Genomic DNA, 17,721 nt, shown 5'->3' on the forward strand with positions numbered 1-17,721 from the left:
GTGGCCGTGCCCATGATGGTGAGCCGCTGCGGTTGCAGCGGTCGGGCTTGCAATCCCGAGGAATCGAGTAACGGTAAATTCGCCAGCCGCTGTCTCTGCGTGTGCAGCGGCTGGCGACCCGCTCTGCCTTATGGCGGGCGGTGCGTGGGGGCCGCGTGCCCGCCGGTTTGGTTTCCGTTGCTTGTTCCCCGGTATTGCAACCACGCATCGTCCGCCACCTTCACGGTGGCCAGATCCGTTGAAGGAGGTTGCATGAACACCCCGTCACACCGGCAGGACCTGGAACTGGGCTGGCTGCGCCTGCAGCGCATGCTGCAAGGGATCGAGGGCATGGCGCTGCTGCTGTGCGACCACCACCTGGCACTGGCCAACGGCGCGCCGTCGCCGCTGCCGGAGGCGCAGCTGGAGCGGGCCGCACAGGCGATCGCCTGCATGGCGCTCAACGGCCGCCGCCATGCCGACACGGTGCGGCAGCTGTGCGAGGTGCCGGTGCGGCATTGAGCCATCCTGTAGAGCCGAGCCCACGCTCGGCTGCTGTGCGGTCGGACCGGAAGGCCGTCGAGCGCGGCTCGACTCCACAAGGGCCGGTGGGCAGAATGGCCCATCACCTCCCGACGGGCGACACGATGCTGTTCGAGTGGTTGCTGGGTTCGTACCTGCTGCTGATCGACTGGCTGATCCGGCTGGTTGCACTGTGCTGGATTCCCACCCGCACCACGCCGGGGGCGGCGCGCAGCTGGCTGCTGCTGGTCGGCTTCGTGCCGCTGCTGGGCCTGCCGCTGTACCTGCTGTTCGGCCACCCATGGCTGTCGCGCGAGCGCATCCGCCGCCAGGCCGAGGCCTCGCAGGTCATCCGCGAGGAACAGGCGCTGCAGCATCGCCTGCGCTGGACACCGCAGCCGGACACCGCCAGCGCCGAGATCGTGCCGCTGGTGCAGCGCCAGGGCGACTTCATGCCGGTGCACGGCAACGCCGTCGATCTGCTGACCGACTACGACGAATCACTGCACACGCTGATCGCCGACATCGACCAGGCCGAAGACCGCGTGCACCTGCTGTACTACCTGATGTTCGACGACGCGGTGGGCGAGGCGATCGTCGAGGCCCTGCAGCGTGCGGCTGCACGTGGCGTGCAGTGCCGCGTGCTGCTCGACGCGGTGGGCGCCAAGCGCGGCCTGCGTGCCTATCGCAAGCGCCTGGAGGCGCGCGACATCGAAGTGCGCGCGATGCTGCCCGGTGGCCTGCGCTGGCGCCGCAGCGGGCGCATGGACCTGCGCAACCATCGCAAGATCGCGGTGATCGACAACGAAGTGGCCTATGTCGGTTCGCAGAACCTGGCCGGCCCGCAGTTCGTGCCCGGCCACCCGAACCGCGAACTGGTGGCGCGCGTGCGCGGCCCGGCGGTGGCGCATCTGGAAGCGGTCTTCGCCAGCGACTGGTACATGGAAACCGGCCAGCGCCTGGACGTGATCGCCGATGTGCCCGAGTGCAGTGACGACATCGCCACCCAGCTGCTGCCCAGCGGCCCGGCTTATCCGTACAGCAACGCACGCGATGCGGTGGCGGCGCTGATCCACCTGGCGCGGCGCCGGCTGGTGATGGTCACCCCGTATTTCGTGCCCGACGAAGCCACGCTCAGCGCCTTGCGCATTGCGGCCTTGTCCGGCGTGCAGGTGCAGCTGATCCTGTCGGCCAGCAACAACCAGCGGCTGACGTCGTGGGCGCAGGAGGCCTACTACGACGAGCTGCTGCGCTGTGGCGTGCGCATCGCGCTGTACGAGCCGCAGTTCCTGCATGCCAAGCACATGAGCGTGGACGAGGACATCGCCGTGCTCGGCTCGATCAACATGGACATCCGCTCGTTCGCGCTGAATGCCGAAATCGGCCTGGTCTGCTACGACCGCGCGCTGGTGCAGCAGCTGTGCGCGATCGAGGATGGCTACCTGCGCGAGTCGCGGCAGCTGGACCTGCAGCAGTGGCGCAGCCGTCCCACGTGGCGGCGCAGCCGCGAAGGCATCGCACGGCTGGCCGATGCGTTGATGTGAAACGGCGGCAACCGCCCGCTTCGGCAATCCGGCCCGTCATCGCCGATGGCCTACAATCGGCGCATGACTGATTCACCGCGTAATGGCGAACTGGACCTGGCAATCATCGGTGGTGGTGCGGCCGGGGTGCTGGTGGCGATCCAGGTGTTGCGCCAGGCCCAGGCGCCGCTGGCGCTGGCCATCTTCGAACCGGCTTCGCAGCTGGCGCAGGGCATCGCCTATGCCACGCCGTGGCCGGAGCACCTGCTGAACGTGCCGGCGGCGAAGATGAGTGCGTTTGCCGACCAGCCCGGCGATTTCCTCGACTACCTGATGGCCGCCAACGCCTACCCGGGCGAGGCGCGCGAGGTGCTGGGCGAGCGTTACGTGTGCCGCCACTACTTTGCAGCGTACCTGCAGCAGCGCCTGCAGGAGGCCGCCGCGGCCAGCCCGGCACAGCTGCAGGTGATCGTGCAGCCGGTACTGGGCCTGCAGCCGGATGACCACGGCTACCAGCTGGCACTCGGCGATGGCCAGACGCTGCACGCCGCACAGGCAGTGCTCGCCACCGGCAACAGCATGCGGCCGCTGCCGGTAGCCGGTGCCGAGGCACTGCCCGCCGATGACGTGATCGAGGCCTGGGACTACGACGGCATACGCACCCTGGCCGGTGAGCAGGCCGTGGCCATCGTCGGCTCCGGCCTGAGCATGGCTGACACCGTGCTGGCATTGGTCGCTGCCGGTCACACCGGCCCGCTGCACGTGATCTCGCGCCATGGGCTGCTGCCGTTGCCGCATGCGCATGGCGGCCTGCCCTCGTTCGACCCGGCTGCGCTGCTGCCGATGAGCCTGCGCCAGCGCCTGCGCGCGTTGCGCGGGTTCGCGCGCCAGGCGCAGGCCGATGGTCTGCCGTGGCAGGGGGTGATGGACCGCATCCGTCCGCACGGGCAGGCACTGTGGTGCAGCCTCGACGCGGCCGACCAGCGCCGCTTCCTGCGCCATGTGGTGCGCTACTGGGACGTGCATCGCCACCGCATCGCCGAAGAGGTCGACGCACAGCTGCAGGCGCTGATCGAAAGCGGCCAACTGCGTATTCACCGGTCCCGCCTGCAACGCGTCGGCCGCGAAGGCGAAGCGCTGCGGCTTTCTGGCCGCGCTCCGTCTGGCAATGAACAGCACTGGACGATCGGCGGCGTGATCAACGCCACCGGCGTGGAAACCCGCGCCAGCGCGCTGCGCAATCCCTTGCTGCAGCAGCTGCAGAGCGATGGCCTGGCCCGCCCCGGCCCGCACGGGCTGGGTCTGGACAGCACGGTGCCGGGCGACCGCCTGCGTGCCGCCGGTGGCCAGCCGCAGGCGCGGCTGGGCGTACTCGGCAGCCTGCGCATCGGCAGCCTGTGGGAAAGCCTGGCGGTGCCTGAACTGCGTCAACAGGCGCAGGCACTGGCCACCCAGGTGGTCGCAGGAGCCGCGACGGCGATGCCGTAAAATGGGGGCATGGATGTCTCCCACCTGCTTGATGGCCTGAACCCGGCCCAGCGCGAAGCCGTCTCCGCTCCCCCCGGCCACCACCTGGTGCTGGCCGGTGCCGGTTCCGGCAAGACCCGCGTACTCACCCACCGCATCGCCTGGCTGCATGAAGTCGACGGCGTGCCGACCCACGGCATTTTCGCGGTGACTTTCACCAACAAGGCGGCCGGCGAAATGCGCCACCGCATCGACGCACAGCTGCCCCATGGCAGCCGTGGCATGTGGATCGGTACCTTCCACGGCCTGGCCAACCGCCTGCTGCGCCTGCACTGGCAGGACGCGAAGCTGCCCGAAGGCTTCCAGGTGATGGATTCGGACGACCAGCTGCGGCTGGTCAAGCGCGTGGTGCAGGCGCTGGAGCTGGACGACGGCAAGTACCCGCCCAAGCAGATCGCGTGGTGGATCAACGCGCAGAAGGACGAGGGCCGCCGCCCGCAGCACATCCAGCCCGAACCGCACGACGCGTGGCTGGAGACCATGCGCCAGGCCTACATCGAGTACCAGGCGCGTTGCGACCGCGCCGGCCTGGTCGACTTCGCCGAGCTGCTGCTGCGCGCGCACGAACTGCTGCGCGACAACCCGGCGCTGCTGTCGCACTACCGCGCCCGCTTCCGCGAGATCCTGGTGGACGAGTTCCAGGACACCAATGCCATCCAGTACGCCTTCGTGCGCGTGCTGGCCGGCGATTCCGGCCACGTGTTCGTGGTCGGCGACGACGACCAGGCCATCTACGGCTGGCGCGGTGCCAAGGTCGAGAACGTGCAGGGCTTCCTGCGCGATTTCCCGGGCGCGCAGACCATCCGCCTGGAGCAGAACTACCGCTCCACCGCCAACATCCTCGGCGCTGCCAACGCGGTGATCGCGCACAACCCGGATCGCATCGGCAAGCAGTTGTGGACCGACAGCGGTGACGGCGAGCCGATCGACCTGTACGCCGCGTACAACGAGATGGACGAGGCACGCTACATCGTCGAGCGTGCCCGCCAGTGGGTGCGCGACGGTGGCAGCTATACCGAAGTGGCCGTGCTCTACCGCAGCAACGCGCAGTCGCGCGCGCTGGAAGAAGCGCTGCTGAGCGAGCAGGTGCCCTACCGCGTGTATGGCGGCATGCGCTTCTTCGAGCGTGCCGAAATCAAGGACGCGCTGGCCTACCTGCGCCTGCTGTCCAACCGCAACGATGACGCCGCGTTCGAGCGCGCGGTCAACACGCCCACCCGGGGCATCGGCGACCGCACGCTGGACGAAGTGCGCCGCGAGGCACGCGCGCAGGGTATCTCGCTGTGGGAAGCAACGATGCTGGTCACCCAGGGCAACGCGCTGGCCGCACGCGCGCGCAATGCGCTGGCCGGCTTCCTGGGGCTGGTCAACGAGCTGCAGGCGCAGACCGTGCACATGACCCTGGCCGAGCGCGTGGACCACGTGCTGGCCCGCTCGCAGCTGCGCGAGCACTGGAGCAAGGAAAGCCGCAATGCGCTGGACTCGGAGTCGCGCACCGACAACCTCGACGAACTGGTCTCGGTGGCCTCGCGCTTCGTGCGCCGGGCCGACGACATCGAGGAAGTGGGCGAGGACATGGACGAGCTGGTCGCGTTCCTGGCCTATGCCGCGCTGGAGGCCGGTGAGGGCCAGGCGCAGGCAGGCGAAGAGGGCGTGCAGCTGATGACCCTGCACTCGGCCAAGGGCCTGGAATTCCCGCTGGTGTTCCTGGCCGGCCTGGAAGAAGGCCTGTTCCCCAGCGCACGCTCGCTGGAGGAAAGCGGGCGGCTGGAAGAAGAGCGCCGCCTGGCCTATGTCGGCATCACCCGCGCGCGCCAGAAGCTGGTGCTGAGCTATGCCGAATCGCGCCGCATCCACGGCCAGGACAACTACAGCCTGCCGTCACGCTTCCTGCGCGAGATTCCGCGCGAACTGCTGCACGAAGTGCGCCCGAAGGTGCAGGTCTCGCGCCCGGCTTCGATGGGCGCCAGCCGGGTGATGGGCCATGCCTCGATCGAGGCGCCGCCGGTCAAGCTCGGCGCGCTGGTCACCCATCCCAAGTTCGGCGAAGGCATGGTGACCGACTACGAAGGCAGCGGCGCGCACGCCCGCGTGCAGGTCGAGTTTGCTGATGCCGGCAGCAAGTGGCTGGTGATGGCCTACGCCAACCTGACGGTGATCTGATCGCCGTCGAGGGGTCGGATTCCTCCCGCAGGGAGGGCTCTGACCCCATCGCGGAATGCACGTGGTTGGGGCCGGAGCCTTTTCCGTTGGAAAAGGGCTCTGCCCCCATTAGGCTGCGCTCATGACCCGCAATGTGCTCTTCCTCTGCAGCCAGAATCGCCTGCGCAGCCCGACGGCCGAGCAGGTATTCGCCGATTGGCCGGGCATCGAGACCGCCTCGGCCGGGCTGCTGGCCGACGCCGAGGAAGTGCTCAGCCCCGAGCTGCTGCAGTGGGCCGATATCGTGTTCGTGATGGAGCGCGCCCACCGCAACCGGCTGTCCAGCCGCTACAAGGCCTGGTTGAACGGCAAGCGGGTGATCTGCCTGGATATTCCGGATGACTACGAGTACATGGACCCGGTGCTGGTGGAACTGCTGAAGCGCAAGGTCACGCCGTTCCTGCGTTGACAGGCTGTTGTAGAGCCGAGCCCATGCTCGGCTGCTTTTCCGGCCAGAAGCAGCCGAGCATGGGCTCGGCTCTACAATAGGTGGCACTTCTTCCAGGAACGCCCCCATGACCAAACCCACGCTGCACGTCACCGTGAAGTTGAACGCCCGGCTGCAGCCGGAGCACCGCCACGAACTGTTCGAGGATCCGCTCGACGCGCTGCTGCAGGCGGCCCAGGTGGGCGAGCTGACCGGCGGCGGCACCGCGATGTCCGACCTGGGTGAGGTCGAATACGGCGATATCGAAGTGGCACTGGTCGATGCCGCGGGCGTGCCGAAGCTGATCGACCTGCTGGAGCAGCTGGGTGCACCGAAGGGTTCGCAGATACAGGGCGCAGGCGAGGCCGATCGCAGCTTCGGCGTGACCGAAGGCCTGGGCATCTACCTGGATGGCCTGAACCTGCCGGACGAGGTCTACGAACAGTGCGATTCCAACCACGTGTTCGAGCAGCTGTCCGGGAACATCGACGGCCTGGGCGAGATCTGCAGCTGGTGGCAGGGCCCGACCGAGACCGCGCTGTACATGTACGGCCAATCGTTCGAGGCGATGCGCGATGCGATTGACGAGTTCGTGGCCAGCTACCCGCTGTGCCAGAACGCGCGCGTGGTGCAGATCGCCTGAGCGACGTTGTTGTAGAGCCGAAGGTAGCGGCAGGAGCCGCTGCCAACGTCGCTTGCGACGGCCCGAAGGGTGCCGGTCAGGACGACCGGCATAGCCCATGCTCGGCTACTTTTCCCGCCAGAAGCAGCCGAGCACGGGCTCGGCTCTACAGAAGAGGGCGGGCCGAGCCTGTCCCCCGGACCACGTGACGGTGCGCACACGCCGCTGCGCGGCGCCGGATTGATCCTGCTCAAGGCGCCGCCTGCACATACGGTGTGCAATGGTGTCGTTCCCATCCGGCAGACCGCCACGGAGCCCCACCATGTACAAGCGCATCCTGATTGCCACTGACGGGTCCGAACTGGCCGACAAGGGCCTGGCCAAGGGCTTGGAGCTGGCCAAGGACCTCAACGCCGAGGTCGATATCGTCACTGTTTCCGAGCCGTGGGCCGTCGGCATGTACGACGCCATGGGCTGGAGCGTGGGCTACATGAACAGCCCCGAGTACAAGGCCGACCGCGAGGAAGGGGCGCAGAAGGTGCTGCAGCCGGCGCTGGCCAAGGCCGCCGAGCAGGGCATCACCGCCAACCCGGTGCACGTGCTGGACCGCTATGCGGCCGACGGCATCATCGAGACCGCCGGCGAGCGCAACAGCGACCTGATCGTGATGACCTCGCACGGCCGCCGTGGCGTGACCCGTGTGCTGCTGGGCAGCCAGACCGCCGAGGTGCTGGCGCGCAGCACGCTGCCGGTGCTGGTCATCCGCTGATCCATACCCGCTGATTCAAGCGTTCCCGGGGAGGGGACCCGACGCCGGCCGCAGGATGCGCGCCGGCGTTGTTTTTTTGTGGGGGGATCGGGGCCGTGCCGGTGGCTTCGAGGGGGGTCAGAGCCCTTTCCTGTGGAAAGGGATCCGACCCCGGTCACAACCCGGGTCACATCACCAGCTGTACAGCTTCCAGTAGACCGGCGACACGCCGTCCTTGTCGTTGTCCATGCGGCCGTCGCCGTTCTTGTCGTACATGTAGAACGGGGCGCCGCGCGACGGGGTCACCTTGACCATGCGCAGCTGGCCGGACACGCGGTATTCCTCGATGGTGTCACCGTTGTCCATGGTGCGCTTGGATACATCCGCGCCCTTGACGTCCACCGGGGGAGCGCCTGCGCCACCCATGCTGGCGCAGCCAGCGAGCAGAAGCAGGGAAGCGAGCATCAGGGTCTTCATCGGCGGGGGCCTTTGCCTGGAAAGAGCCCTGATTATGCCCCATCGCGGTATACGGGCCGTGTCGCCGCGGTGCAGGCACGGGCGCGTAGAATCGGCGCATGAGCAGATTAGTCCTGATCGACGGGTCCAGTTACCTGTACCGCGCGTTCCACGCGCTGCCGCCCCTGTCCAATGCACAGGGTGAACCCACCGGCGCGCTGTTCGGCGTGGTCAACATGCTGCGCTCGACGCTGAAGGAGCGCCCGGCCTACGTGGCGTTCGTGGTCGACGCGCCGGGCAAGACCTTCCGCGACGATCTGTACGAGCAGTACAAGGCCAACCGCCCGCCGATGCCCGATGAGCTGCGCAGCCAGGTCGAGCCGATGTGCCGCATCGTCGAAGCGCTGGGCATCAGCATCCTGCGCGTCCCCGGCGTGGAAGCCGACGATGTGATCGGCACGCTGGCCCTTCAGGGCCTGGCGCAGGACCTGAAGGTGACCATTTCCACCGGCGACAAGGACTTCGCCCAGCTGGTGCGCCCGGGCATCGAACTGGTCAACACCATGACCGGCAGCCGCATGGATTCGGATGCGGCGGTGATGGAGAAGTTCGGCGTGCGCGCCGACCAGATCATCGACCTGCTGGCGCTGATGGGCGACGCGGTCGACAACGTGCCGGGCGTGGAGAAGTGCGGGCCGAAGACCGCCGCCAAGTGGCTGGCCGAGTACCAGCACCTGGACGGCGTGATGGCGGCCGCGCCGGCCATGAAGGGCAAGATCGGCGAGAACCTGCGTGCCGCACTGGAGCGGCTGCCGCTGAACCGCGAGCTGGTGACCATCCGTACCGACGTGCAGCTGGACGCCAGCCCGACCACGCTGGCCCTGCGCGAGCAGGATGTGCCGGAGCTGACCGAGCTGTATGCGCGCTATGGCTTCACCCAGGCGCTGAAGGAGCTGGGCGCGCCGGTGCCGGCACCGGTGGCCGCTAGCGAGGCGACCCCGAGCCTGCGTGGCACTGCGGCCGGCTTCGCTCGTGGCAGCGTCGAGGCGCCCGCCGCCGGCACGCTGGATCCGGCACTGTCCGCGCCGGGTGAATACGAGACCGTGCTGACCGCCGAGCAGCTGCAGGCCTGGGTCGAACGCCTGCAGCAGGCCGACCTGATCAGCTTCGATACCGAGACCGATGCGCTGGACGCGATGCGCGCGCGCCTGGTGGGCATCAGCCTGGCCGTCGAGCCGGGCAGGGCGGCGTACATTCCGGTCGGCCACGATTACCCGGGTGCGCCGGCCCAGCTGCCCATGCAGCAGGTGCTGGACGCACTGCGCCCGGCGCTGCAGGACCCGGCGAAGAAGAAGCTGGGCCAGCATGGCAAGTACGACCTGCATGTGCTGCGCCGCCACGGCGTGGCGGTGCAGGGCTACCACGACGACACCATGCTCGAGAGCTTCGTGCTCAATTCCACCGCCACCCGCCACGACATGGATTCGCTGGCGCTGCGTTACCTGGGCTACAGCACCATCAAGTTCGAGGACGTGGCCGGCAAGGGCGCCAAGCAGATCCCGTTCTCGCAGGTGGGCATCGACGAAGCCAGCCGCTACGCCGCCGAGGACGCCGACATCACCCTGCGCCTGCACCACGCATTGCAGCCGCAGCTGCTGGCCGAGCCGGCGCTGGACAGCGTGTACCGCAACATCGAGATGCCGCTGGTGCCGGTGCTGGCCAGCATTGAAGCCAATGGCGTGCGGATCGACACCGACGAACTCCGCCGGCAGAGCCAGGACCTGTCCTCGCGCATGCTGGCCGCGCAGCAGAAGGCCACCGAGCTGGCCGGGCGCAGCTTCAACCTGGATTCGCCCAAGCAGCTGCAGGCGGTGCTGTTCGACGAGCTGAAGCTGCCGGCGGTGGTGAAGACCCCGAAGGGCCAGCCCAGCACCAACGAAGAGGCGCTGGAGGCGATTGCCGACCAGCATGAGCTGCCGCGGGTCATCCTGGACTACCGTGGGTTGGCCAAGCTGCGCAGCACCTACACCGACAAGCTGCCGGAGATGGTCAACCCGGACACCGGCCGGGTGCATACCAGCTACCACCAGTCCGGTGCCGCCACCGGCCGCCTGTCCTCGTCGGACCCGAACCTGCAGAACATCCCGATCCGCACCGAGGACGGCCGCCGCATCCGCCGCGCGTTCATCGCCCCGGAAGGCTTCCAGCTGCTGGCGGCCGACTATTCGCAGATCGAACTGCGGATCATGGCCCACCTGTCCGAGGACCCGGGCCTGGTGCGTGCCTTCGAGCAGGGCGCCGACGTACACCGTGCCACCGCCGCCGAGGTGTTCGGGCGCACGCTGGAGGAAGTGACCCCGAACGAGCGCCGCGCCGCCAAGGCCATCAACTTCGGCCTGATGTACGGCATGAGCGCCTTCGGCCTGGCCCGCAACCTGGGCATCGACCGTGGCCAGGCGCAGGACTACGTGGCGCTGTACTTCAGCCGCTACCCGGGCGTGCGCGACTTCATGGAGCGGATGCGCCAGCAGGCCCGTGACCAGGGCTACGTGGAAACCCTGTTCGGCCGTCGCCTGTACCTGAACGACATCCACGCCCGCAACCAGGGCCTGCGTGCCGGTGCTGAACGCGCGGCGATCAACGCGCCGATGCAGGGCACTGCCGCCGACATCATCAAGCGCGCGATGGTGGATGTGGACCAGTGGCTGCGTGACAGCGGGGCGCCGGCACGGATGATCCTGCAGGTGCACGATGAACTGGTGTTCGAAACCGAAAGCAGTTTCGTCGAGGACCTGCGTTTGCAGGTGGTGGAGCGCATGTCGCAAGCGGCCAAACTGCGGGTGCCACTGGTGGTCGACACGGGCGTCGGCAACAACTGGGACGAAGCGCACTGACGGTGTTTCAGGCCGAAAACGACGTGAATTTGTTCATGAGTCGGGTGTTTCTGACTCGACCATGAATGTTGCCCCTATTGAAATTCATTAAATGGGGCCCCTTCACGAACCGTTAGTGTTCGAAGTGCTTCTATAACTCCCGACAGGCGCAACGCCTGTTGTGGATCTCTCCCATCCCCTGGAGCAGATCTCGGAACGGGGACTCCTCCCCAAGTGCCCGTTCCCCGGCCCCGTTGACCTCCCCCTGGTCAGCGGGGCTTTTTATTTGCGCCAACGGAACACACACTGGGGGTCAGATCCCTTTGCCCGCCGGGCAAAGGGATCTGACCCCAGATGCTAGGCTGGGCCACCGTTCCGCAGGGGAAGACCATGCCCGACCTGTTCGCCCTGGCCATGCCGTGGTGGGAATTCATCCTGCGCGCGGTGGTGGTCTATGTCGTGGTGCTGGGCATGGTCCGGCTGGGCGGCAAGCGGGCTCTGGGGCAGATCACGCCTTTCGACGTGCTGCTGATCGTGCTGCTGGGCAACGCGGTGCAGAACGCGCTGCTGGGCACCGACACCTCGCTGGGCGGTGGCCTGTTGCTGGCGGCCACCCTGATCGTGCTGAACTACGGGGTGGGCTGGTTGACCACCCGGAATCGGCGCATGGAGCGGATGATCGAAGGAGAGCCCACCGTGATCGCGCGTGATGGCCGGCTGTTGGAGGGCGTTCTCCGCCGCGAACTGATCAGCCGGGCCGATTTCGATGCCGCGCTGCGCCAACAGGGCGGGCTGCAGATCGAGGACGTGCAGATCGCCTTGCTGGAGACGACCGGGCACATCACGATCATCGCGCGGAAGAGCACCTGACCTCGTAGCGCCGGGCCCATGCCCGGCTCAACAGGTGCCTGGCCTCAGGGAGCGACTTCAGCCTTCAGCGCCGGCCAGTTGCGCGTCGCGTCCACATCGCAGGCGACGTGGGTGCCCTTGCCGTCCTTCGCGCAGATCGCCGCCATGGCCTGCGGAATCTTCGGATCCGCGGTATGCGCATACACCGCGGCCATTGCCAGGCAACCTTCGCGCACACCCGCGCTGCACAGCGTCTGGAAGTAGGACAGCGCTGCGGCCCATTGTTCGTTTTTGAACAGTGCCTCGCCGGCAACCTTGCAGCCCAGCAGCTTGCCATCGGTGCAGCAGGCCTTGGCGCCGTCCTTGCGGTCCAGGGTCGGGCAGTCCAGCGGCAGGGGGATCTCCACGAAGGCCACCGGCGGTGCGCAGCTGGCATTGCCTGAGCCCGGCTTGCGCTCGTAGTAGGCGAAGCGGTTGCCGCCGTCGACGCTGGCCAGGTTTCCGTTCTTCAGCGGCTGCAGTACGAAGTCGCTGCCGACGTCGCGATGGATGAGGATGCGCCCGTCCTGCAGGCTCGCGCGCAGGCGCTGGTCGCGGCCCCCGGCTTCCACCAGGCCACCATCGAGGAAGCGCAGCTGCGAGAGCACGCCGTACTCCGCTTCATAGCTCCCACAGGGCAGCGCGGAAGCCGGCACCGGGGCCAGTGCAGCGGCCGGTACCGAGGCCAGTCGGGCAAGCGCCTCGGCGCGGCCGCAGGCCACGCCCTCCGCGCGCTGGGCGCACGACAGCTGCAGCGCCTCATGGGCCTGCAACAGGCGCCCACCACTCCACAGCGCCTCGGCAACGTCGGCGCAGAACGCCTCGCCGTGCTGCTGCCGGCACAGTGCGGCCAGTTCATCGAGCTGCGCGGACGGCAAGACAGGGTCGTTCGAATGCTGCAGGCCGAGCACGGCCTTGCCCATCATCTCGGCGCCGACCACCTCGGCGATCGCCCTGCAGCCCTCGGCATTGAACGACGCCGAATCCTCCTTGCAGATCTCCGGCATCGGCGGCTCGGAACGTGCAGGCGCCGGCGCTGCGTCCTTGGCCTGCCGCTGGTAGGTCTCCAGCAGCTGCATGCAGGCCGCGCCCACGCCTTCGGCGCACCAGGCATGCAGCTTCAGCGGTTCGGCTTCCGGCAACGCCTCCAGGCACTCGGAGGTGTTCATTACGCAGCCGCCCTCGATGGGCTCCGGCATCGTCTTGCAGGCGGCGGTGTGCTCGCGGGTGAATTCGCGATAGGGGGTGCTGATCGTGCGATCGTTGTCCGAGAAGTACCAGTTTTCCAGGCGGCCGGTGGACAGGTTGCCGGTGCCGAGCACGTCCTCCTGGCGGGCGATGCGCAGCTGCTCGGTGGCTTGGTAGGGGCCGGACAGGAAACCATGGCCTTCACTTTCGATGGTCAGCGTGGTGTTGCCGTCGACGTCCTTGTAGGTGCCGCAGGCCATCGATTGCGCGGCGGCCGGCAGGCTGGCCGAGGCCAATGCAAGCAACAGCAGGGAGCGCCAGCCCGCGGCGCGGGGGCGGAAGGGAACAGCAGCAGGCATGGGGTCATCCTTGAAGGAGGCAGTGCAGGGCCTGTCCGGCGCGGGGCGCACCACAGGCGTAAGAAGGCGCCACGGATCAGGCGTGGCGCCGGACGATCAGAGCCAGTCGCGTGGCACCAGGTAGTCGGCCAGGCGCGCCTCGGCGCTGCCCGCTTCCGGGGTGAAGCCGTACTCCCAGCGCACCCGCGGCGGCAGGCTCATCAGGATGCTTTCGCTGCGGCCACCGCTCTGCAGCCCGAACAGGGTGCCGCGGTCGTAGACCAGGTTGAACTCCACGTAGCGGCCGCGGCGGTACAGCTGGAACTCGCGTTCGCGCTCGCCATATGCGGCGTCCTTGCGCTGCTGCACGATCGGCAGGTAGGCGTCGAGGAAGCCATCACCGACCGCACGCAGATAAGCGAAATCGCGCTCGAAATCGCCGTGCAGGTCATCGAAGAACAGGCCGCCGACGCCGCGCGTTTCATTGCGGTGGCGCAGGAAGAAGTATTCATCGCACCAGCGCTTGTGCGCGGCATAGCGCTCGTCGCCGAACGGCGTGCACAGGTTGCGTGCGACCCGGTGCCAATGCTGCACGTCCTCGTCGAACGGGTAGAACGGAGTCAGGTCGAAGCCGCCGCCGAACCAGCTGGCCACCACTTCGCCGTCGCGCTGCGCCTGGAAGAAGCGCACGTTGGCATGGGTGGTCGGCACGTAGGGATTGAGCGGGTGGAACACCAGCGACACGCCGGTGGCGCGCCAGGAGGCGCCGGCCAGTTCCGGGCGGTTGGCCGAGGCCGACGGCGGCAGGCGGCTGCCGGCCACATCGGAGAAGCCGATGCCGGCCTGCTCGAACACCGCGCCGTCGCGCAGCACGCGGGTACGCCCGCCACCGCCCTCGGCCCGCTGCCACAGGTCTTCCTGGAAGCGGGCCTGGCCATCGACGGCCTCGATCGCCGCACAGATGCGGTCCTGCAGGTCGGTGAGGTAGGTGCGCACGCGCTCGAATTCGTTCATGGCGCTACTTTACCGCAGGGCCCGCCCGAAGCTGCGGGCAGGCCTTGGCCGGCTCATCGCTTGCGGTTGGAAGCGCGCGGTGCCGGAGTGTCCTCGGCCGTCGCTTCGTCCACCGCCTCCTGCAGGACACGGCCCAGCTCCAGGGCGCTCCAGTTTCCGGTGTCCAGCACGTCGCAGGCGACGTGGCGGCCGCTGCGGTCGGCGGCACACAGCCGCTCCAGCGTCGCATGGGCGTCGATGTCGCTGCTGCGGCCCTGCGCTGCGACCAGGTTTTCGCAGCCCTCGCGCACGCCGGCACGGCACACGGTGGTGTAGTGCTCTGCCGCCTGCCGCCACTGGCCGGACAGCGCAAGACGGTTGCCAAGAATGTTGCAGCCCTGCAGCTTACCCTGCGCGCAGCAGGCTTCGGCACCGCCGCTGGCCAGCGCCTGCGGGCAGTCCTGAGGCAGCGGCAGCACCGTGTAGTGTTTCGGCGGGCTGCAGGTGCTCGCGCCCTCGCCGGTCGGCACGAACACCTGGAAGCGTGTCCACGTGTCCAGGCCCAGCAGCTGGCCCCCGGGCAACGGCCGCAGCACGAAGTCGCCGCCCTTGTCGTGGCGGATGCGGATGTCGCCGTCTTCGACACGAGCACGCAGTTGGCTGTCCCAGCCGATGCCGACCCGTCCTGCATCGCCGAAGTCCAGCGTATCCATCAGGCCACCTGCGGCGCGGAAGGTGCCGCAGGGCAGCGCCGTAGCCGGCTGCGGCCGCAACGAGGCGCCCAGCGCCTGCAATGCAGGCAGGCGCTCGCAGGCGGCGCTTTCCTTACCGGGCGCGCACGCTGTGGTCAGTGCCTGCACCGCCTGCAAGGGGTCGCCGGATTCCCACGAGAGCTCGGCCACGCGGCTGCAGAAGCCGCCATGGCCGACCTGCTGGCACAACTGCAACAGCTGCTGGCGCTGCGCGGCCGGCACCACCACCGGCGTGGAGGGTGACAGCACGGAGCTCACGGCTTCGACCATCGCCGCACCCATCGCGGCCTTGACGATCTGCTCCTGCAGCGCCGGATCCGCTTCCAGCGCCGCTGCACAGGCCGGTGTCTCGTTGCTGAAGCCGCCATTCCGGCACGGCACAGGCAGTTCGATGCCGGCCAGTGCGGTATCGAGGATGGCCTGTTGCTGCGCCTCATCCGGCGTGGCCGGCGCCCTGGCCTCGTCATGCCAGCGATCGGCCAGCTGCAGGCACATGCCGGGCACGCCTTCCCGGCACCCTGCTTCCAGCGCGGCCGGGGGCGCTTCACGGCGGTTGTCCAGGCACGCCGCCGCATCGGCCAGGCAGCTGCCTTCAGCCGGCCTGGCTGCGGCGGCGCACTGTGCGGGGGCCTGCAGGATGTAGACCGTGCCATCCACCTCGACCGTGCGGCCACGATCGCGCACCTGCAACGCGCTGGGCAGGCCGTACTCCAGGTTCACCAGTTGCAGCTTTCCGTCGATCTGCTGGAACGCGACCGGAGACGGCGCACTGCCGAAGTGCTTCTGCTCGCCGCGGTTCGGTGAGCTGATGCGCAGCGTGCTGCTGCCTTCGTCGGCCTTGAACAGGCCGCATTGCGGTGACTGTGCGGCGGCCATCGGCGCGGCCAGCAGCAGCGCCCAGGCCAGCCAGCGGCGGCGCGGTGCGGGTGAATGCATGTCGTCTCCTTGACGATCGAACGGGAAACTCCAGGCGCTACGGCGAATCACGGCCCTCGCGCGGGGGCGTGCATTGTGCCGTGCCGGGCACCGGCTGGTAGCGCTGGTAACCGGTCTGCGTATCCATGCCAAGCAGGTCGCCGTTGCCCAGCTGGCGCAGGACAAGGGTTTCGCCGTCCTGCTGAAGGTGGATGGCGCCGTCATCCAGTCGGCCGCGCGTGCCATCGCCGAAGTCGAGCCTGTCGATCGCGCCGCCATTGGCCTGATAGCGGCCACAGGGCACTTGCTGGAGAGGCACGAGGCGTAGATCGGTGCCGAGTTCACGCAATGGCGCAATACGTTCGCAGGCACTGGCGCGCCCAGCATCGCAGACCACCTGCAGCGCCTGCACGGCCAGCGCGGGTTCCAGCGCGATCAACTGCTGCTCGGCAACCTCGGTACAGAAGCGACCACCACGGTGTTGCAGGCACAGCTGCTGCAGACGATCACGTGCAGCGCCCGGAAGCGGCGAATCCAGCGCGTCTTCGTCTACCTGTTGCAGACGTTCGCCCAATTGCTGCATGGCGGCAGCCAGCGCATCACTGGTTTGCGTCTCGCAGGCCTCCGGATCATGCCCAGGTGTGGGTTCGCGGCAGATGCCCGGGCGCTCGAAGCGGGCCGGGCCGGTGTCATTGGCTACTGCTGCGCTGTTCTCGCGCAGTTGTCGCAGCAGCGTCGAGCAGCCTGCGCCAACGCCTTCATTGCACGCGCGCAGGGCCTGGCCGGGTGAGGCCGTGGGCAGCTGCGCGATGCAGTGGCTGCCGGCGGCGCGACAGCTGCCGTCCATCACGCTGGGTTCGATGGCGCAGGCGCGGGAGTGGCTCAGCGTGTAGGTCACCACGTCGTCCTCGATGCGGTGCCCATCGGCGCTGATCCGGATCGGTTGCGCCACGCCATCGTCGAGCATGACCAACCGGGTCTGCGCCGCACTGCGATCGACCCATAGCGGCTCCCGTTCACGGATGTCGTTGTGGCGGTAGCCGCTGCTGGAGGTGGTGAACACGAGCGCCGTGCCGCCATCGGCGCTGCGGTATTCGCCACACTGCAACGCGTCGGCGCTGGCAGGCAGCGCGGCGAACAGCAGTGCGGGAAGAAGCATCAGCAAGCGCATGCGACAGTCCTTGTCGAACGGGGATCGGTAGAACTCAGTGGAAGCGCGAGCGCACATCCGGCCGCAGCAGGCGCCAGGCCAGCCAGCCCTGCAGGCCGAGAAGCACGAACGACATGCCGACCACGGTCAGCGTGATCAGCCAGCGTTTCAGATGCAGCTCCTGCAGCAGGGCCGGGTCATTGGCCAGCAGCGGAATGAAGTCGCCCATGAACAGGTCCAGCCACCAGGCGGCCGCGAAGTTGGTCAGGCCACTCAGCAGCAGCAGTACCACGAAGCTCCACAGGCCCCAGCGCCGTTCGCGCAGCAGGCCCCAGCTGGATACGGTCGAGGCCAGGCACAACAGCGCGACGACCATCGATGCGGCTACCGGGTGCGCCAGCAGCCAGATCAGGCTGTGCAGCTGCTGGTGCTGCACTTCGCTTTCCACCAGGCGCCACAGCGCGAGGTTGTGCAACGGCCACAGCACCAGTCCCTGCAGCACGAAGTAGATCGTCAGCACCAGTGACAGCCAGAACGAGGCCTGTGCGACAGGACGCACCCAGGCGTGATAGGCCGGGGAAGGCAGCGAGGGGATCGACGGGATCGACATTGACATCC

The 17,721-nt window shown here is 68.1% G+C and carries 15 protein-coding genes; 9 read left to right on the plus strand and 6 right to left on the minus strand.

Features of this window, described 5'->3' with window-relative positions; genetic code table 11:
• The first annotated feature begins 252 nt into the window (after window positions 1–252).
• The 7 genes from AC5P53_RS00285 (at window position 253) to AC5P53_RS00315 (ending at window position 7,571) form a co-directional block, all read left to right on the plus strand.
• Entirely contained in the window at window positions 253–501 is a 249-nt protein-coding gene (locus tag AC5P53_RS00285; protein ID WP_049442085.1) for a hypothetical protein, read from the plus strand.
• 125 nt (window positions 502–626) lie between these two features.
• Window positions 627–2,045 (plus strand): cardiolipin synthase, encoded by a 1,419-nt coding sequence (gene cls / locus AC5P53_RS00290; RefSeq protein ID WP_049471149.1) that lies wholly within the window; start codon window positions 627–629, stop codon window positions 2,043–2,045.
• Window positions 2,046–2,090: 45 nt separating this feature from the next.
• Window positions 2,091–3,512, plus strand: coding sequence for an FAD/NAD(P)-binding protein (locus AC5P53_RS00295; RefSeq protein WP_241887612.1), 1,422 nt, complete (start codon window positions 2,091–2,093; stop codon window positions 3,510–3,512).
• Between the two features lie 9 nt (window positions 3,513–3,521).
• Window positions 3,522–5,714, plus strand: coding sequence for a DNA helicase II (gene uvrD / locus AC5P53_RS00300; RefSeq protein WP_014648867.1), 2,193 nt, complete (start codon window positions 3,522–3,524; stop codon window positions 5,712–5,714).
• A gap of 121 nt (window positions 5,715–5,835) precedes the next feature.
• The gene (locus AC5P53_RS00305) at window positions 5,836–6,162 is read left to right on the plus strand and encodes a low molecular weight protein tyrosine phosphatase family protein (protein WP_032960648.1); all 327 of its coding nucleotides are present in this window, start codon (window positions 5,836–5,838) and stop codon (window positions 6,160–6,162) included.
• Window positions 6,163–6,268: 106 nt separating this feature from the next.
• A complete protein-coding gene (locus AC5P53_RS00310) occupies window positions 6,269–6,823 on the plus strand; it encodes a hypothetical protein (RefSeq protein ID WP_241887613.1) in 555 nt (184 codons plus the stop codon).
• 301 nt (window positions 6,824–7,124) lie between these two features.
• Window positions 7,125–7,571 (plus strand): universal stress protein, encoded by a 447-nt coding sequence (locus AC5P53_RS00315; RefSeq protein ID WP_005411629.1) that lies wholly within the window; start codon window positions 7,125–7,127, stop codon window positions 7,569–7,571.
• Between the two features lie 171 nt (window positions 7,572–7,742).
• On the opposite strand, the gene AC5P53_RS00320 is transcribed toward AC5P53_RS00315, so the two are convergent.
• Complete coding sequence (locus tag AC5P53_RS00320; RefSeq protein WP_014038952.1) at window positions 7,743–8,027, minus strand: DUF2782 domain-containing protein; 285 nt, start codon at window positions 8,025–8,027, stop codon at window positions 7,743–7,745.
• A 98-nt stretch (window positions 8,028–8,125) separates the two neighbouring features.
• Between AC5P53_RS00320 and polA the strand changes: the two genes are divergently transcribed.
• Complete coding sequence (polA, locus tag AC5P53_RS00325; RefSeq protein ID WP_241887614.1) at window positions 8,126–10,900, plus strand: DNA polymerase I; 2,775 nt, start codon at window positions 8,126–8,128, stop codon at window positions 10,898–10,900.
• A gap of 369 nt (window positions 10,901–11,269) precedes the next feature.
• Window positions 11,270–11,749: a DUF421 domain-containing protein gene (locus tag AC5P53_RS00330; protein WP_046433229.1), complete on the plus strand. Its 480-nt coding sequence runs from the start codon at window positions 11,270–11,272 to the stop codon at window positions 11,747–11,749.
• A gap of 44 nt (window positions 11,750–11,793) precedes the next feature.
• Here AC5P53_RS00330 and AC5P53_RS00335 read toward each other — a convergent pair whose 3' ends face one another.
• From AC5P53_RS00335 to AC5P53_RS00355, 5 genes are all read right to left on the minus strand, one after another.
• Complete coding sequence (locus AC5P53_RS00335) at window positions 11,794–13,314, minus strand: hypothetical protein (RefSeq protein WP_241887615.1); 1,521 nt, start codon at window positions 13,312–13,314, stop codon at window positions 11,794–11,796.
• Window positions 13,315–13,410: 96 nt separating this feature from the next.
• Window positions 13,411–14,307 carry an oxygen-dependent coproporphyrinogen oxidase gene (hemF, locus tag AC5P53_RS00340; protein WP_032960638.1) on the minus strand — a complete coding sequence of 299 codons (897 nt, stop codon included), beginning with the start codon at window positions 14,305–14,307 and terminating at the stop codon, window positions 13,411–13,413.
• A 53-nt stretch (window positions 14,308–14,360) separates the two neighbouring features.
• Entirely contained in the window at window positions 14,361–15,974 is a 1,614-nt protein-coding gene (locus AC5P53_RS00345; RefSeq protein ID WP_241887616.1) for a hypothetical protein, read from the minus strand.
• 37 nt (window positions 15,975–16,011) lie between these two features.
• Window positions 16,012–17,124: a hypothetical protein gene (locus AC5P53_RS00350; protein ID WP_241887617.1), complete on the minus strand. Its 1,113-nt coding sequence runs from the start codon at window positions 17,122–17,124 to the stop codon at window positions 16,012–16,014.
• A gap of 34 nt (window positions 17,125–17,158) precedes the next feature.
• Window positions 17,159–17,719 (minus strand): hypothetical protein, encoded by a 561-nt coding sequence (locus AC5P53_RS00355; protein ID WP_241887618.1) that lies wholly within the window; start codon window positions 17,717–17,719, stop codon window positions 17,159–17,161.
• Window positions 17,720–17,721: the final 2 nt, after the last annotated feature.

The organism is Stenotrophomonas sp. YJH_SMC_82, assembly GCF_059368875.1.

Coding starts and splice junctions, on each gene's coding strand:
- polA (WP_241887614.1), top strand. CDS start 8,126: ATGAGCAGATTAGTCCTGATCGACGGGTCCAGTTACCTGTACCGCGCG.
- uvrD (WP_014648867.1), top strand. CDS start 3,522: ATGGATGTCTCCCACCTGCTTGATGGCCTGAACCCGGCCCAGCGCGAA.
- AC5P53_RS00305 (WP_032960648.1), top strand. CDS start 5,836: ATGACCCGCAATGTGCTCTTCCTCTGCAGCCAGAATCGCCTGCGCAGC.
- AC5P53_RS00345 (WP_241887616.1), bottom strand. CDS start 15,974: ATGCATTCACCCGCACCGCGCCGCCGCTGGCTGGCCTGGGCGCTGCTG.
- cls (WP_049471149.1), top strand. CDS start 627: ATGCTGTTCGAGTGGTTGCTGGGTTCGTACCTGCTGCTGATCGACTGG.
- AC5P53_RS00330 (WP_046433229.1), top strand. CDS start 11,270: ATGCCCGACCTGTTCGCCCTGGCCATGCCGTGGTGGGAATTCATCCTG.
- AC5P53_RS00295 (WP_241887612.1), top strand. CDS start 2,091: ATGGCCTACAATCGGCGCATGACTGATTCACCGCGTAATGGCGAACTG.
- AC5P53_RS00310 (WP_241887613.1), top strand. CDS start 6,269: ATGACCAAACCCACGCTGCACGTCACCGTGAAGTTGAACGCCCGGCTG.
- AC5P53_RS00320 (WP_014038952.1), bottom strand. CDS start 8,027: ATGAAGACCCTGATGCTCGCTTCCCTGCTTCTGCTCGCTGGCTGCGCC.
- AC5P53_RS00285 (WP_049442085.1), top strand. CDS start 253: ATGAACACCCCGTCACACCGGCAGGACCTGGAACTGGGCTGGCTGCGC.
- AC5P53_RS00350 (WP_241887617.1), bottom strand. CDS start 17,124: ATGCGCTTGCTGATGCTTCTTCCCGCACTGCTGTTCGCCGCGCTGCCT.
- AC5P53_RS00355 (WP_241887618.1), bottom strand. CDS start 17,719: ATGTCAATGTCGATCCCGTCGATCCCCTCGCTGCCTTCCCCGGCCTAT.
- hemF (WP_032960638.1), bottom strand. CDS start 14,307: ATGAACGAATTCGAGCGCGTGCGCACCTACCTCACCGACCTGCAGGAC.
- AC5P53_RS00315 (WP_005411629.1), top strand. CDS start 7,125: ATGTACAAGCGCATCCTGATTGCCACTGACGGGTCCGAACTGGCCGAC.
- AC5P53_RS00335 (WP_241887615.1), bottom strand. CDS start 13,314: ATGCCTGCTGCTGTTCCCTTCCGCCCCCGCGCCGCGGGCTGGCGCTCC.